The 14,545-nt window shown below is 56.3% G+C and carries 11 protein-coding genes, 1 tRNA gene and 2 pseudogenes; 2 read left to right on the top strand and 12 right to left on the bottom strand.

The window, feature by feature from the left end; all coding sequences use genetic code 11:
* Positions 1–134 precede the first annotated feature (134 nt).
* Positions 135–851 (bottom strand): PucR family transcriptional regulator, encoded by a 717-nt coding sequence (locus ACOKS3_RS09845; protein ID WP_463581479.1) that lies wholly within the window; start codon positions 849–851, stop codon positions 135–137.
* A 134-nt stretch (positions 852–985) separates the two neighbouring features.
* Between ACOKS3_RS09845 and ACOKS3_RS09840 the strand changes: the two genes are divergently transcribed.
* Positions 986–2,136, top strand: a protein-coding gene (locus tag ACOKS3_RS09840) for an IS3 family transposase (protein ID WP_087535084.1) whose coding sequence is annotated in 2 segments (ribosomal slippage) — positions 986–1,220 and positions 1,220–2,136 — 1,152 coding nt in all. Because the reading frame shifts where the segments join, the coding sequence is not laid out codon by codon here.
* On the opposite strand, the gene ACOKS3_RS09835 is transcribed toward ACOKS3_RS09840, so the two are convergent.
* From ACOKS3_RS09835 to ACOKS3_RS09785, 11 genes and pseudogenes are all read right to left on the bottom strand, one after another.
* Complete coding sequence (locus ACOKS3_RS09835) at positions 2,075–2,728, bottom strand: hypothetical protein (protein ID WP_463581478.1); 654 nt, start codon at positions 2,726–2,728, stop codon at positions 2,075–2,077. The two genes, ACOKS3_RS09840 and ACOKS3_RS09835, sit on opposite strands and share 62 nt — an antisense overlap.
* A gap of 120 nt (positions 2,729–2,848) precedes the next feature.
* Positions 2,849–3,853 (bottom strand): SphA family protein, encoded by a 1,005-nt coding sequence (locus ACOKS3_RS09830; protein ID WP_051095769.1) that lies wholly within the window; start codon positions 3,851–3,853, stop codon positions 2,849–2,851.
* Positions 3,854–4,041: 188 nt separating this feature from the next.
* Positions 4,042–5,133, bottom strand: a pseudogene (locus ACOKS3_RS09825) (aldehyde dehydrogenase family protein); the annotation flags it as partial.
* Positions 5,134–5,287: 154 nt separating this feature from the next.
* Entirely contained in the window at positions 5,288–6,088 is an 801-nt protein-coding gene (gene istB, locus ACOKS3_RS09820) for an IS21-like element helper ATPase IstB (RefSeq protein WP_013970780.1), read from the bottom strand.
* Positions 6,081–7,580, bottom strand: coding sequence for an IS21 family transposase (istA, locus tag ACOKS3_RS09815; protein ID WP_169725187.1), 1,500 nt, complete (start codon positions 7,578–7,580; stop codon positions 6,081–6,083). The genes istB and istA overlap by 8 nt, the downstream gene beginning before the upstream one ends.
* Positions 7,581–7,685: 105 nt before the next feature.
* Positions 7,686–8,762: pseudogene (locus ACOKS3_RS09810) on the bottom strand (tyrosine-type recombinase/integrase); the annotation flags it as partial.
* 221 nt (positions 8,763–8,983) lie between these two features.
* Positions 8,984–9,059: transfer RNA gene (locus ACOKS3_RS09805), tRNA-Gly, on the bottom strand.
* 63 nt (positions 9,060–9,122) lie between these two features.
* Positions 9,123–9,683, bottom strand: coding sequence for a CDP-diacylglycerol--glycerol-3-phosphate 3-phosphatidyltransferase (gene pgsA / locus ACOKS3_RS09800; RefSeq protein ID WP_103446732.1), 561 nt, complete (start codon positions 9,681–9,683; stop codon positions 9,123–9,125).
* Between the two features lie 33 nt (positions 9,684–9,716).
* Positions 9,717–11,540, bottom strand: a complete 1,824-nt coding sequence (gene uvrC, locus ACOKS3_RS09795) for an excinuclease ABC subunit UvrC (RefSeq protein WP_103446731.1) — start codon at positions 11,538–11,540, stop codon at positions 9,717–9,719.
* 6 nt (positions 11,541–11,546) lie between these two features.
* The gene (gene gacA, locus ACOKS3_RS09790) at positions 11,547–12,185 is read right to left on the bottom strand and encodes a response regulator transcription factor GacA (RefSeq protein WP_054884910.1); all 639 of its coding nucleotides are present in this window, start codon (positions 12,183–12,185) and stop codon (positions 11,547–11,549) included.
* Positions 12,186–12,248: 63 nt separating this feature from the next.
* Positions 12,249–12,638 carry a helix-turn-helix domain-containing protein gene (locus ACOKS3_RS09785; protein ID WP_103446730.1) on the bottom strand — a complete coding sequence of 130 codons (390 nt, stop codon included), beginning with the start codon at positions 12,636–12,638 and terminating at the stop codon, positions 12,249–12,251.
* Between the two features lie 525 nt (positions 12,639–13,163).
* Between ACOKS3_RS09785 and ACOKS3_RS09780 the strand changes: the two genes are divergently transcribed.
* A complete protein-coding gene (locus ACOKS3_RS09780; RefSeq protein WP_103446729.1) occupies positions 13,164–14,471 on the top strand; it encodes a nucleotide sugar dehydrogenase in 1,308 nt (435 codons plus the stop codon).
* Positions 14,472–14,545: the final 74 nt, after the last annotated feature.

Genomic DNA, 14,545 nt, shown 5'->3' with positions numbered 1-14,545 from the left:
TCATCTTGTTATTGTTTTGATATTTTAACTGACTCCTATTAGATGCTATGCCTCTCAGACCTACGTGTCATTAGACACCGAGTACAAATTTTTTCGAAAAATTCGTACTAAGGTACAGGAGATGCCAGAAAGGTTTAGTCGCGCGATTTCAGCTCAAGCAATGCCAGTGCGCAGCTCAATGAAAAATCAAATTCCTTTATCGGTTTGCCCAGGATATCTTCAACAGCTTGCAGTCGATACACAACCGTATTTCGATGAATGCCTAAACTTTCCGCAGCATGCAGTAAGCTATTTCCTGAAAGCAGATAACTCTTGAGAGTTTCTCTATAGCTCTCGACTTTTTTATCAGTGCTTGCCAACTCTCCCAACGTAGATTGTACAAACCAGTCTGTAAGCTCTTTATTCCTGATGAAAATTGCCGTAGCAGCGTGGGTAGGCCATTGTAATACCCTACCAACTGAGAACTGCTTTCCTACCTCCAACAACGCACGAGCTTGTACGTGAGATCGCCTGAAGCCCTCAATGCCTCTGACTGTCTCCCCTAAGCAGTAAGTTCCGACCTCCGCGGACTTTAAAGAAGTAGTCAGATTGGAAATTTGATTTTTCAATGGCGGAGTGCCGGTTGCAATCCAAAGCCATGCTCCATCTGCCTGAGGCAAGTGAACCAAGCTAGAATTTGAAATTAGCTCACTGATGGCCCGCTGGGTATATTTGGTAGCTTTAGAAGCAGCACGAGCGGAAGAGATTATGATGGCAGTGTAAAATTTATCAGGATCTACCCCTAGGTTACTCTTAAAAGCCTCGACCACTTCCGATCCGATAGACGATCCGCCTTCTATAAGTTCTTCCACTAGTCTTCGCTTCGAAACAAGAGACTCTTCCAGCAATAACTCTTTTTCGGCCAGGCAACCTTCAAAAAAATTGAATCGCCCCTGGTTTCGTAGACACCTCCAAGCCTCATAATGAGGCCCAAATAGGAGGTGCCATGAGTCGTCAGCGTTACCCCGAAGAATTCAAGATCGAAGCGGTCAAGCAAGTGACCGAGAAAGGCAAACCTGTCGCCGATGTCGCCCAGCGCCTGGGCATGTCCGTGCACAGTCTTTACGCCTGGATCAAGGTCTACAGCAAGCCCCAAGAGCAGCGTCAGCAAGACGACGATCAGCAGGCCGAACTGCGCAAGCTACGCGCTGAACTCAAGCGCGTGACGGAAGAGCGAGACATCTTAAAAAAGGCCGCCGCGTACTTTGCCAAGGAGTGCGGCTGAAGTACGCCTTCATCAAGAAGCACTCGACTGATTACCCGGTGCGGCGCCTTTGCCAAACCCTCAAGGTGCACCCCAGCGGCTATTACGCCTGGCTGGCCGAGCCTCAATCTGCCCGAGCAAAAGAAGATCAACGTCTGCTTGGCTTGATCAAACACGCTTGGCTGGAAAGCGGAGGTGTATACGGCTACCGCAAAATTCACGATGACCTGCGTGAGCTGGGAGAGGAATGCGGCCGAAATCGAGTCAGGCGCTTGATGCAGGCGGAGGGACTGCGTTCTCAAACGGGCTATCGGCGGCGTCCAGGGTTCTATGGTGGAAAACCAACAGTGGCCTCGCCCAACCACCTCGCGCGGCAGTTCAAGGTAAGTGAGCCGAACAAGGTCTGGGTGACAGATATCACTTACATCCGCACCTATGAAGGGTGGCTCTACCTCGCGGTAGTGCTGGATCTGTTCTCACGCCAAGTAATTGGTTGGTCAATGAAGCCAAGGATGTGCAGCGACCTGGCTATCGACGCGATGTTGATGGCTGTTTGGCGACGCAAGCCTCAGCAGCAAGTTATGATTCACTCAGATCAAGGCAGTCAGTTCAGTAGCTCGGATTGGAAAAGCTTTTTGAAGGCCAACAATGTAATCAGCAGCATGAGCCGGCGGGGAAACTGCCACGACAATGCCGTAGCCGAGAGCTTTTTCCAGCTTTTGAAGCGAGAGCGAATCCGACGAAAGATCTACACAACCCGTGAAGAAGCCCGAAGTGATATTTTCGATTACATCGAGATGTTCTATAACCCTAAACGCCGACACAGCAGTGCTATGCAGCTGTCTCCAGTAGAGTATGAGAAACGCTATTTCCTGAGCTTGGAGAGTGTCTAGAAAACCAGGGGCGATTCAAATCTTTAACTGCATCATCAAATACTAGTGCCAGCATCACAACCAGCTGCGAGATATTCTGGCGCTCAATTGATAAGTCTAAGGAATCTAAAATTTCCTTAGTCCAGAGCCCCTGCATCTCTCTTATGCCTTGAACGATGCTTTCAAAATATACATCCATGCGCACTGCCTTATATGCCATCGCGCGCATAGATTCAGACAATCCGACATCAGCATCCTGGCCCGACATTCTGACGAGCAGTTGCAATATCAGAAGCTCAAGGCTCTTAAGAACCTCCGTCTCAGGGAAGCTATCAAGGTATGAAAACTTTGATTTAGCCACAGCCAGTGAGCGCTGAGACAACTCTAGCCCCCATGCAACTTCTTTCTCACCAACCTTGGAAATGGCAAGTTCCAGAATTACCGGTGCAACAATAGCTTGGCTTAAAACCTGATCTGCCCTGCACGAGGGTTGAAAGTAAGCGAAGACAGATCTCAAGTTTTCCATGTAATCCCCGATCAACCGAGAGCCGAACACTGCAGGTTTCGATTTCATAATCATCAGGAATAGTATAGCAGCTTGAAGCCTAGACATGCCGAAGCTCATGAAGCTGAGCTTTCGGCTCCGTAAACGTCAAAAGTAATCGAATGCTCTGGCATCCGATTACCTTGTTTATGCTTGCGCATTCACTTGTTGGCGATCCGCTTATCCAAGCTAGAACATATGCAACCAGCGAAGGGTTACAGAGTTTTCTACCTTAAATCTATTTTCCACGTTTGACTCGCGATAGGCCGTCACAAAAAACTTATCTTTATCAAAGTCAACGACTAGACCAGGACCAAAACCGAGCGTTTTTTCTTTGGAATCCGAGATACTATGCCCGTTGATCTGGTCGTCTGTAATTTGCTTCAGGTAATAGCCGCTGACGCCCACAGTGAGATAATCGTTAACTTTATAACCAAAATTATAGTTAATCGATGCACTCTGCCCGGCTTGCGTATCGTCAACACCCTCGTCGAGAGGGAGACTGCTCGCTGGGTCATTGTTTTTGAAGTTGTAGTAATACTGAGGCCGGAGGCTAATCGACCACTTGGGGCTGAGTAGGAATGTCATCGCCCAGTATGTGTGAATGGACCAGAAATTGTTGCCAATATTGAAATCTTTATCGTTGTCGTACTTTCCAACTGGCATTGTCACGCCGGCATTCAGTCGCGAAACAAAGAACGGATTCCCATTTATTGTAATCGGGTCATACTGAACGAACAGCGACACCGTTGGATCGCCCAACCCAAATCCATTGTCCTTGAGTTTTACCCCTGGAAATGGTGGCGCATTTTGAAAGCTCGCATCCAGCGAGGCCATCGGCACGATCACATCAACGCCAGGGTGACCACCCAAGATCTTTTGATCTGTTTTAAACAGATAACTGTACTGACTGATAACGGAATAGACATCCATTTTTGGATCATTAAAAATAGGGATATCTTTCCCATCACCATCTTTCATGCCTTTATTGTGAGCATATGAAATATACGTCTGCCAGGCACTGTCTCCCGGCTGCCCCCCAAAGCCGTCATAAAAGCTTGTCGCTCCTAAGTTCAAACCAGTAGGAAGTGTAACAGTTGGCTGGACAGCGAACGCCTTGCTTACATCAAAGGCAACAAGTCCAGTCGCAGCTATCGCTGCAAGTGCATAACTACGCATAACTTTAGCCATCATCACGAACCGCCTTATTTTTATTTGAACGGCATTAAGTGCGAGCAGATTAAATGAAATTCTGCCTCAAGCAACCTGTCGAATTATTTGAAATTAATTTCACTTTCCAATCTAGCGAGCTCTCGCTGGGTCTAGCCTCTTGATACCGAAAAAGCGGAGCCGCCGTTCCCCGCTTTCTCAGAAAAAGCTTCTCAGAAAGGATAATTGTGACCTGCTTGCTGCCAGGTTACCCAGTGAGCTCTGGTGAACTCGTCGATGGCATAGCTTCCGTTGAATCGACCTAGGCCAGAGTTTTTCTCCCCTCCAAAGGGCGCGTTTGGCTGGTCGTCGATGGTGATGTCGTTGATATGAGTAATGCCTGCAACGATACCGCTTGCGAAGCGCAAGCCGCGATCCATGTCTCGCGTAAACACAGCGCTCGAAAGCCCGAACTCGCTGGAGTTAGAGAGCTCCAAAGCATGCTCTTCGTTTTGAGAAATGACCAAAGGCATGATCGGCCCGAATGTTTCGTCGTACGCCAGCTCGTGATGTGGTGCTACCCGTCCATAAACATGTGGTGGAAGAACCAAGCCTGATGCAGCTCCGCTATGGAGGCACTCAAGACCATCGCGGTTTGCTCGGGTGATTTTGTTGAGCAAACCAGTCAGTTGGCTCTGGCTCACAACTGGTCCGATCACCGTTTCAGCCAGGTTAGGGTCACCCACAGAAAGCTTCTGAACTCGCTCCACTACGAGGGCGGCAAAGTCGTTATAGATCTTTTGATCAACGATGACCCGATTGACACTCATGCAGACTTGGCCCTGATGCAGGAAGCGACCCACCACTGCCGCATGGGCTGCGGCCTCCATGTCGGCGTCGTCCAATACGACCAGTGGGGCGTTACCACCAAGTTCGAGGGCTACGCGCTTGATGTATTTTCCGCCGACAGCAATGCGCCCCACACTGCGGCCGATGTCTGTCGATCCTGTAAACGAAATCAAACTTGGAACGGAGTGTTCTACGAAGGCATCACCGATTTCGGAACCGGCGCCAACGATCACGTTTACCACCCCTGGCGGGAAGCCAGCTTCCTCAAACAGGTGGGCTATCAAAAGACCTCCGGTAATGGCCGTATCGCTAGCTGGCTTCAAGACTACGGTATTGCCTAGTGCTACCGCTGGCACTACTGAGCGCATGCTGAGATAGAGCGGGAAATTCCAGGGGCTGATGACACCAATGACCCCGAGCGGTTCACGAAATACGAAGCTTTGCTTGCCCGGTTTATAGCTGGTAAGGACTTTACCTGTCGGCGCTGATTGAAAACTGACCCACCCTGCCGATTGAAAAATGACCCAGGGCTGCTTGCCGATTTAGACCCCGGCAATTGTGGATAAGCCTAGCAGTCGACAGCGTCGTGAAAGTGCTGACCCTGCACTCAGCAAGGCCAGCCCAAAGAGGTCAAAACGGGTCGTCCTCCGATTCCTCGACATCCTGCCGTCTGCGCTCCCTCGCCTGGATCTTGGTCTTGGCCACCAAGGTGCTGTTTTGCAGGCGGTATGATTCATTCCCCGTCTCGACGATGTGGCAGTGGTGTGTCAATCGGTCGAGCAAGGCCGTGGTCATCTTGGCGTCGCCAAATACGCTCGACCACTCGGCGAAGCTGAGGTTGGTGGTGATGATCACGCTGGTGTGCTCGTAAAGCTTCGAAAGCAGGTGGAACAGCAGGGCTCCGCCGCTCTGACTGAAAGGTAGGTAGCCAAGCTCATCAAGGATTACCAGATCTGCACGCAGTAGTCCTCGGGCGATACGCCCTGTCTTGCCCTCATGTTTTTCACGCTCCAGCAGGTTGACCAGATCGACTGTGGAGTGAAAACGCACACGCTTGTTATGTTGGGTGATGCCGGCCACTGCCAAGGCAGTAGCGAGGTGCGTTTTACCGGTGCCAGGGCCACCGATGAACACCACATTTTGCGCTGTGTCGGTGAAGGCCAGAGTGGACAGTTCCCTGATCAATCGGACATCGGCGCTGGATACACCGAAGTCGAAGCCAGCCAGGTCACGGTGCATGGGCAGTTTCGCCATGCTCATCTGATGATGCACCGAGCGTACTGCTCGGTCGGCGTGCTCTTGATCAAGGAGATGCTCGATCAGCCATTTCGATGACGCAGTGGAAGATTCGCCTTGTGCGGCCAGCTCTGCCCAGGCATCGGCCATGCCGTGCAGGCGTAAGTCTTTGAGTTCCTCTGTGAGATCACGCATTGCGCACCTCCTCATCCGTGCTGCGCAACCGGTCATAGCGTGCGGTATTGGCAACAGGGGTAACGTTCAGTTGCAGGTTGGTTTCGACCGAGGGTGGTGCTTCACGAGCGGTCAGACGGGCCACGATGTTGAGGATGTGGTCAGCGCTCAGGCTGCCAGACTCCAAAACCAGCTCAACCGCTACGAGAACAGCATCCAGGCCAGCGATGGGCACGGCGGCCAAGACCTGGGTCATAACCCGGTCACCCTGTAGATTCCGCAGCAGCCCGCGCCTGAGCAGGCGTAGTGGCTTAGGCAGATCGGCAAACGGGGCACCATTGCGTAGGGCCCCCGGTTTGCGTTCAATGAGGGGGATGTAGTGTTGCCAGTCGTAGCTGACCTGATCGCGATCAAACAGGCGCTCATGGCTAGCAATCACACCCTCATCGGCAATCACGACGATTCGCGAGGGATAGAGCCGACTGCTGACCCACTGGCCAACACGCTCACAGGGTACTGAATAGCGGTTGCGAGCCACGTTGATCAGACAGGTGCTGGAAACGCGAACCGTGCGTTCTACATATCCGTCGAAAGGCGTCGGCATCGGCATCATTTCGACGCGCTCCAATTCCAAGACTTCTGCGACGGTAAGGCCGTTGTACTGCGGATGAATCAGCTCATGCCAGAGAGCCCGGCAGCGCTGGGCAAGCCAGGCATTCAACTCTTCGAAGCTATGGAAAGTATTGTCGCGGGCGGACAGCCAGATGCGGCGCCGACTGTCTTGGACATTCTTTTCGACGATACCTTTTTCCCAGCCGGACGCTACGTTGCAGAAGTCCGGGTCGAACAGGTAGTGCGAGCACATCACCATGAAGCGAGCATTGACCGTGCGGCCTTTACCCTTGGAGACCTTGTCGACCGCAGTTTTCATGTTGTCGTAGATGCCGCGACGCGGCACGCCACCTAAGGCGGCGAATGAGCGGGTATGGGCATCGAACAGCATTTCATGCCCTTGGCTGGGATAGGCCACTAGCCAGAAAGCTCGGCTGGCACATAGCTTCATGTGCGCGACCTGGACGCGCCTGAAAACACCGCCAACCAGCAGGCCTTCCTCGCTCCAATCGAACTGGAAGGCCTCGCCCAAGGCGAATGCCAACGGCACAAATGCCCGTACCGCCTTGCCTTGCTCTCCGCGCCAATGACGAACGAAGGCAGTGAGCTGGCTGTAGCCGCCGTCATAGCCTTCAGCGCGGATCATGGCCAGCAGCGCCTTGGCACTGCGACGATGTTGCTTGGCCCTTAAGGCATCAGCCCGCAGCGCTTGCTCCAACATCTCGTGAAAGGGACTGAGCTTGTTGAACACGGCTCGACGCTGATAAACCGGCTGTTTGGACTCCGGCGCTCTGACCCATTTTCGGATGGTGTTGCGCGACAGTCCGGTGCGCTTGGCTATCTCATGCAACGACAGCTTGTCGCGGAAATACATCCGCCGAATTTTGCCCATCATTTCCATGCTGATCACCCTGTGTTCTCCTGCTCAAAAATTGAGCAGGTGCAGTGGAACACCTGGGTCAGTTTTCAGTCAGCACAACGGGCGAAACTGGGTCAGTTTTCGGTCAGCGGCAACAATCGTGGCCCTCACACCGTGCCCCGTAAGCCGGTCAGCAAAGCCCATACGTCGCAACGCGCTGTTCAGCGTATTTTCGCTGATGCGCTTGCTCAGATCGCTTCGATGGGAGAGCAAATACCGTTGAGCAGGAACCACCTGATCCAGCAACAGGCGCACGACTTCGGCCGCCTGGATAGACAGCGGGACGATATAGGGTGGCACCTTGGTGGTTTGACGGCGCGTTTTGCGCATCTTGAGCTGGAGCTGCTTGACCACTTCCGGCGGGATGATCCAAAGGCATCGCTCTAGGTCGAACTGATCGGGCGTCGCCAAACGCAACTCACCGGTACGCACTCCGGTCAACAGCAACAAGCGGATACCGAGTTGTGTCTGTTGCGAGCCGCGAAACGCACGCAGCTTGCCCAAGAAATGCGGAAGCTCCTCCATGCGTAGGAACGGGTTATGCTCCACCGGCGGTTTGGGCACCGCCACCACATCGAGATCTGCGGCAGGATTGTGCTCAAGGCCCGCTATGCGCACCAGTGCGTAGCGGAACAACTGATTGAGCCAGGTCCGGCACTTCTCTGCAGTTGTGAAGGCCTTCCTGCATTCGATACGGCTGAGCAGATCCATGAGCACATGCCGATTGATCTCATGGATCGACTGCTCGCCAATGTAGGGCTGTATGTCTTTGGCAAAAATGCGCAGGATCTGCGACAGCGTGCTTTGTCGCCCTTCTTTGAGACTCAGCCTACGAAAGGCAATCCACTGCTCAAAGACAGCATCGAAGGTTTGATCATTGGCAAGGCGCACGGCCACACGCTGCTGCTTGCGCTGTTCACAGGGATTGTATCCCTGAGCGATGAGCGCTCGTGCCTCGTCTCGCCGCTCCCGCGCGTCACGCAGGCCCACCTGTGGGTAACTGCCGAAGGACATGCGCTTCTGCCGGCCCTCCCAGTAGTAACGGAAGTGCCAGATCTTGCTGCCTTGGGCAGTGACATTGAGGAACAAGCCATCACTGTCTGCGAGCGTGTACTCCTTGGCGGTGACTCGAGCATGCCGAATCGCCATTTCCGTGAGTGCCATAGTGACCTCCTGAATCTGTCAGAGGCCAAATGCTCGTCTCGTTACCTGCCCTGCTCCACCGGAAAACCGAATGAGCCGATTTCCAATTCTGGACTCATTTCTGGACTCATTTTGTCCGGCTACCCCCGGTTTTCGGTGGTTTTCGCTGGAACGAAAAAAGGGCCTTTCGGCCCTTTTTTCAACGACTTACAGACTTCCATGGAACTCTGTAGATCTATAACTGGAGCGGGAAACGAGACTCGAACTCGCGACCCCGACCTTGGCAAGGTCGTGCTCTACCAACTGAGCTATTCCCGCGTCGTGATGGGTGCCATTCTAGCGATATCTGAAACGGCGTCAACCCCTTGATTCAAAAAACTTTTATTTTTGCTCGGAGCCTTCGCGCAGATGCGGCCAGGCGGCTACTAGGTAGTGCACCATCGACCACAGGGTCAGGGCAGCTGCCACCAGCAGCAGGCCATAGCCCAGTACCACCCAGAAGCTCACCACCGGCGGGTTGGCCAGCAGGATCACCAGCGCCAGCATCTGCGCCGCAGTCTTCCACTTGCCGAGGTTGGACACCGCCACATGCGCACGTGCCCCCAGTTCGGCCATCCACTCGCGCAGCGCCGAAACGACGATTTCGCGACCGATGATCACCGCCGCTGGCAGGGTCAGCCAGAAGTTGGCGTGCACCTGCACCAGCAGCACCAAGGCCACGGCCACCATCAGCTTGTCGGCCACAGGGTCGAGGAAGGCGCCGAATGGGGTGCTTTGCTGCAGGCGACGCGCCAGGTAGCCGTCCAGCCAGTCGGTGGCGGCGGCGATGGCAAACACCGTGCTGGCAGCCATGTAGCTCCAGTGATAGGGCATATAGAACAGCAGGATGAAGATCGGGATGAGCAGGACGCGTAGAACGGTGAGCAGGTTTGGAATATTCATCGGTACGACTGGCTGCGGGTTGAACCCGGCATTCTACTCGCTATGCAGGCTGGCATAAATCGACTCGGCAAGCTTTTTACTGATGCCGGGGGCTTTGGCGATCTCATCGATACTGGCGCGGTTGAGCTCCTGCAGGCCGCCAAAGTGTTTCAGCAGGTCGCGGCGGCGCTTGGGCCCTACCCCGGCGACGTCTTCCAGGCTCGAGGTACGGCGGGCCTTGCCGCGCCGGGCACGATGGCCGGTGATGGCAAACCGGTGGGCTTCGTCGCGGATCTGCTGGATCAGGTGCAGCGCCGGGTTGTCGCCTTTGAGGGTGAACTCGTGGGCCACGTCGTTAAGGTACAGGGTCTCGAAGCCAGCCTTGCGGGTCACGCCCTTGGCCACGCCGAGCAGGGTCAGGTCGGTGAAAGCCAGCTCCTGCATCACTTCGCGGGCCATGTTCAGCTGGCCCTTGCCGCCGTCCACCAGCAGCACGTCGGGCAACTTGCCCTCGCCGTCCTTGATCCGCCCATAACGGCGGGTCAGGGCTTGGTGCATGGCGGCATAGTCGTCGCCACCGGTAACGCCTTCGATGTTGAAGCGACGGTAATCCGACTTGATCGGGCCCTCCGGGCCAAACACCACGCAGCTGGCCACCGTGGCCTCGCCGCTGGAGTGGCTGATGTCATAGCATTCCAGGCGCTGCGGAACTTCATCCAGCCCGAGCACTTCGGCCAGGGCCTCGAAGCGTGCGGCCATGTGCTGGCGGTTGGCCAGGCGGGCATTGAGCGCCTGCTCGGCGTTGGTCACCGCCAGTTGCTGCCAGCGCGCACGGGTGCCGCGCACGCGGTGGCTGATGGCCAGCTCGCGACCGCGCAGGCTCTGCACGGCTTCGGTGATGGCCTCGAAGTCTTCGTGCACCACGTTGACGATCAACTCGCCAGGCAGCTCGCGCTCGGCATTGCCCAGGTAGTACTGCGACAGGAACGCGGCCATGACTTCGGCCACCTCCTCCTCGATGCCCACCTGCGGGAAAAAGTTCTTGCTGCCCAGCACCCGGCCACCGCGCACGCTGATCAGGTGCACACAGGCACCACCCGGGTTGACGAAGGCGGCCACCACATCGACATCGCCGGAGCCGCCTTCGATGTACTGCTGGTCCTGGACCCGGCGTAACAAGGCAATCTGGTCGCGCAGTTCGGCGGCCTTCTCGAAGTTGAGGGCCATGGCCGCCTTTTCCATGGCCTCGTTGAGCTCGTTGCCCAACTGCTGGCTGCGCCCTTCAAGGAACATCACCGAGTGACGCACGTCCTCGGCATATTCCTCGGGTGTGACCAGGTTGGTGCACGGCCCTTTGCAACGCTTGATCTGGTATTGCAGGCACGGGCGAGTGCGGTTGGCGAAGTAGCTGTCTTCGCACTGGCGCACGGAAAAGGCTTTCTGCAGCAGGCTGAGGCTCTCGCGAATGGCGCCCGCACTGGGGTACGGCCCGAAATAACGCCCCTTGGCTTTCTTCGCCCCGCGATGAATGCCCAGGCGCGGGAACTCACCGTCCGAAAGGAACACGTACGGATAAGACTTATCGTCGCGCAACAGGATGTTGTACGGCGGGCGCCACTGCTTGATCAGGTTCTGCTCGAGCAGCAGCGCCTCGGTCTCGTTGGCGGTGATGGTGGTTTCGACCTGGGCGATGCGCCCCACCAGCGCGGCGGTTTTCGGCGCCAGGCCGGTCTTGCGGAAATAGCTGGCCAGGCGCTTCTTGAGGTTCTTGGCCTTGCCCACATAGAGCAACCGCGCCTCGGCGTCGAACATCCGGTAAACGCCCGGGCGACCACTGCAGGTCGCCAGGAATGCGCTGGAATCAAAGACTTGTGACATGAAGGTTTACAGGCTTGCGTCAACCATACCGTGGCGAACGGCCAGCAAGGTCAGTTCGACGTCGCTGGTGACCGAGAGTTTTTCGAAGATCCGATAACGGTAAGTATTGACGGTCTTGGGCGACAGGCACAACTTGTCGGAGATGATCTGCACTTTCTGGCAGCCGACGATCATCAGTGCAATCTGGATTTCCCGTTCCGACAGCGCATCGAACGGTGACGCCTGCGGCTGGAACGACTTGAGCGCCAGCTGCTGGGCGATCTGAGGGCTGATATAGCGCTGGCCGGCAAACGCCAGGCGAATCGCCTGGACCATTTCGTCCAGCCCTGCGCCCTTGGTCAGGTAACCGGCGGCACCGGCCTGCATCAGGCGGGTCGGGAACGGGTCTTCTTCACACACGGTAACCGCCACCACCTTGATGTCGGGGTGGCTGCGCAACAGCTTGCGGGTGGCTTCCAGGCCGCCGATCCCAGGCATCTTGACGTCCATCAGCACGACGTCAGGCTTCAGTTCCCGGGCGAGCTTCAGCGCCGACTCGCCCGAATCCGCCTCACCCACCACCTGCAGGCCATCGATATCAGCCAGCATACGGGTAATACCGGTTCGAACCAGATCGTGATCGTCGACCACTAGGACCCTAATCAAGCAGACACCTCGTCAACAGGGCGATTGGATCCCGCCACCTTAACAAAATTTTTCATGGCGGACCTAGCGTAAAACTTCCTTCAGAAACGTCCGACGCTCATGACGCGGTTGCCGTGCCTGCTCACTGCTGCTGCTCTCACCTACCAGACGTCCCAACAAGTGCCACAAAGCCGCCTTGTCGGCCGCTGGCAAACGCCGAAACGCGCTCAGCAGACCACTTTCATCCGCCGTCAGGCTCTCCAGCGGTGCCGGCGTACGCTCACCGCTGAGCACATACAGCGCATCCACACCCTGGTTCGCCAGTGCCGCCAGGTAGTCCGCCCGCGGCGTGCGTTCACCACTTTCGTACTTGCCCTGGGCATTGGGCTCGACGCCACCGATATCACCGAATACCCGCTGGGTCATGCCCAGCCGTTCACGCTCTTCCCGCAGGCGTGGACCGAGTCCTTTCATATGACGTTTCTCCTGGTTCCTTTGCCGTCATGGGTGCTGCTCACAATCCTGTAAGCAGTTGCAGACTGTGCAGTCACTATGCCCATCGCCGGCCAGCGTCGCAAGCCAGTATTGCGCCACCAGTCAGCCCTGCGAGGCCCTGATTTAGAGGGATTTGATACGTCCGGCGGTGCATGCCAAGCCGCACAACGCGAGGGAGAAACCGCAAAGGCGCCACGCCTTTGGCGTCACTTTATTGCCGCTTGCGGCATTATCATTTTTTTGACGCCCAACTAACAGCAACTTTAAATGATTGATTTATAAGGGTTTTTAAACTTTCACATGGAGCTTGTAAGTTATTTTCAAACAAATAGACATCAAGGCTTGCAATAAAAATAAAAACGCCTTTAGGCTGTAAGAAGACAACTAAGAAACAGCCTGCAACGCCACTTCTGAGCGCGGCTTACTTCTGCGCGTCTGCCATTACGACAACTTCATGAACGATGTATCTCGGCCGGCTTTGCCGTGCCCCAGGGAGAGGGATCTATGAACATCAGCATCTTTGGACTTGGCTATGTTGGCGCTGTCTGCGCGGGGTGCCTGTCGGCCCGCGGCCACAATGTGCTGGGGGTGGACATTTCCCCGGCGAAAATCGAACTGATCAACCAGGGCAAGTCGCCCATCGTCGAGCCGGGCCTGGAGCAGCTGCTCCAGGAAGGCGTCAGCAAGGGCCGCCTGCGCGGCACCACCGATGTGCAGGCGGCGATCCTCGCCACTGACCTGTCGCTGCTGTGCGTCGGCACCCCGAGCAAGAAGAACGGCGACCTGGACCTGGTGTACATGGAAGCGGTCTGCCGGGAAATCGGCACCGCCCTGCGCGACAAGGGCAGCCGCCACACCGTGGTGGTGCGCAGTACCGTGCTGCCAGGCACGGTGAAGAACGTGGTAGTGCCGGTCCTCGAGCAGTACTCGGGCAAACAGGCCGGCGTCGACTTCGGCGTGGCGGTCAACCCGGAATTCCTGCGCGAAAGCACCGCGATCCAGGACTACGACTACCCGGCCATGACCGTGATCGGTGAACTGGACAGCCAGTCGGGCGACCTGCTCGCGTCGCTGTACAGCGAGCTCGACGCGCCGATCATCCGCAAGCCGATCGAAGTTGCCGAGATGATCAAGTACACCTGCAACGTGTGGCACGCGGCCAAGGTGACCTTCGCCAACGAGATCGGCAACATCGCCAAGGCTGCCGGTGTCGATGGCCGTGAGGTGATGGATGTGGTCTGCCAGGACCACAAGCTCAACCTGTCGCGCTACTACCTGCGCCCGGGCTTTGCCTTCGGCGGCTCGTGCCTGCCCAAGGACGTGCGCGCCCTCACCTACCGCGCCGCCAGCCTGGACGTGAAGGCACCGCTGCTCGACTCGCTGATGGCCAGCAACGTCTCGCAGGTGCAGAACGCCTTCGACCTCATCGAGCGCCAGGACAAACGCAAGATCGCCCTGCTCGGCCTTGCCTTCAAGGCCGGCACCGACGACCTGCGCGAAAGCCCCCTGGTGGAACTTGCCGAGCGCTTGATCGGCAAGGGCTACCAGCTGCACATCTTCGACGAGAACGTCGAATACGCCCGCGTGCACGGGGCCAACAAGGAGTTCATCGAAGCGAAGATCCCGCATGTTTCGTCGCTGCTGCACAGCGACCTGCAGCAGGTGATCGATGACGCCGAGGTGATCGTCCTGGGCAACAACGACCCGCGCTTCGCCAGCGCCCTGCAAGCCGACAACGGCAAGCAGGTGATCGACCTGGTCGGCTTCATGCCCGGCCTGAGCGACAGCCGCACCCAAGGCATCTGCTGGTAACCGAGCCGGCACCCACCGCGCTCCACCTGCCACAGGCTCACGCCTGGGCGGGGTGGCGCGCGGGCACCGCAAAA

This window comes from Pseudomonas sp. HS6-2 (assembly GCF_049325675.2).
Classification (GTDB): domain Bacteria; phylum Pseudomonadota; class Gammaproteobacteria; order Pseudomonadales; family Pseudomonadaceae; genus Aquipseudomonas; species Aquipseudomonas putida_N.
This window is presented reverse-complemented; position numbering and strand designations above follow the sequence as displayed.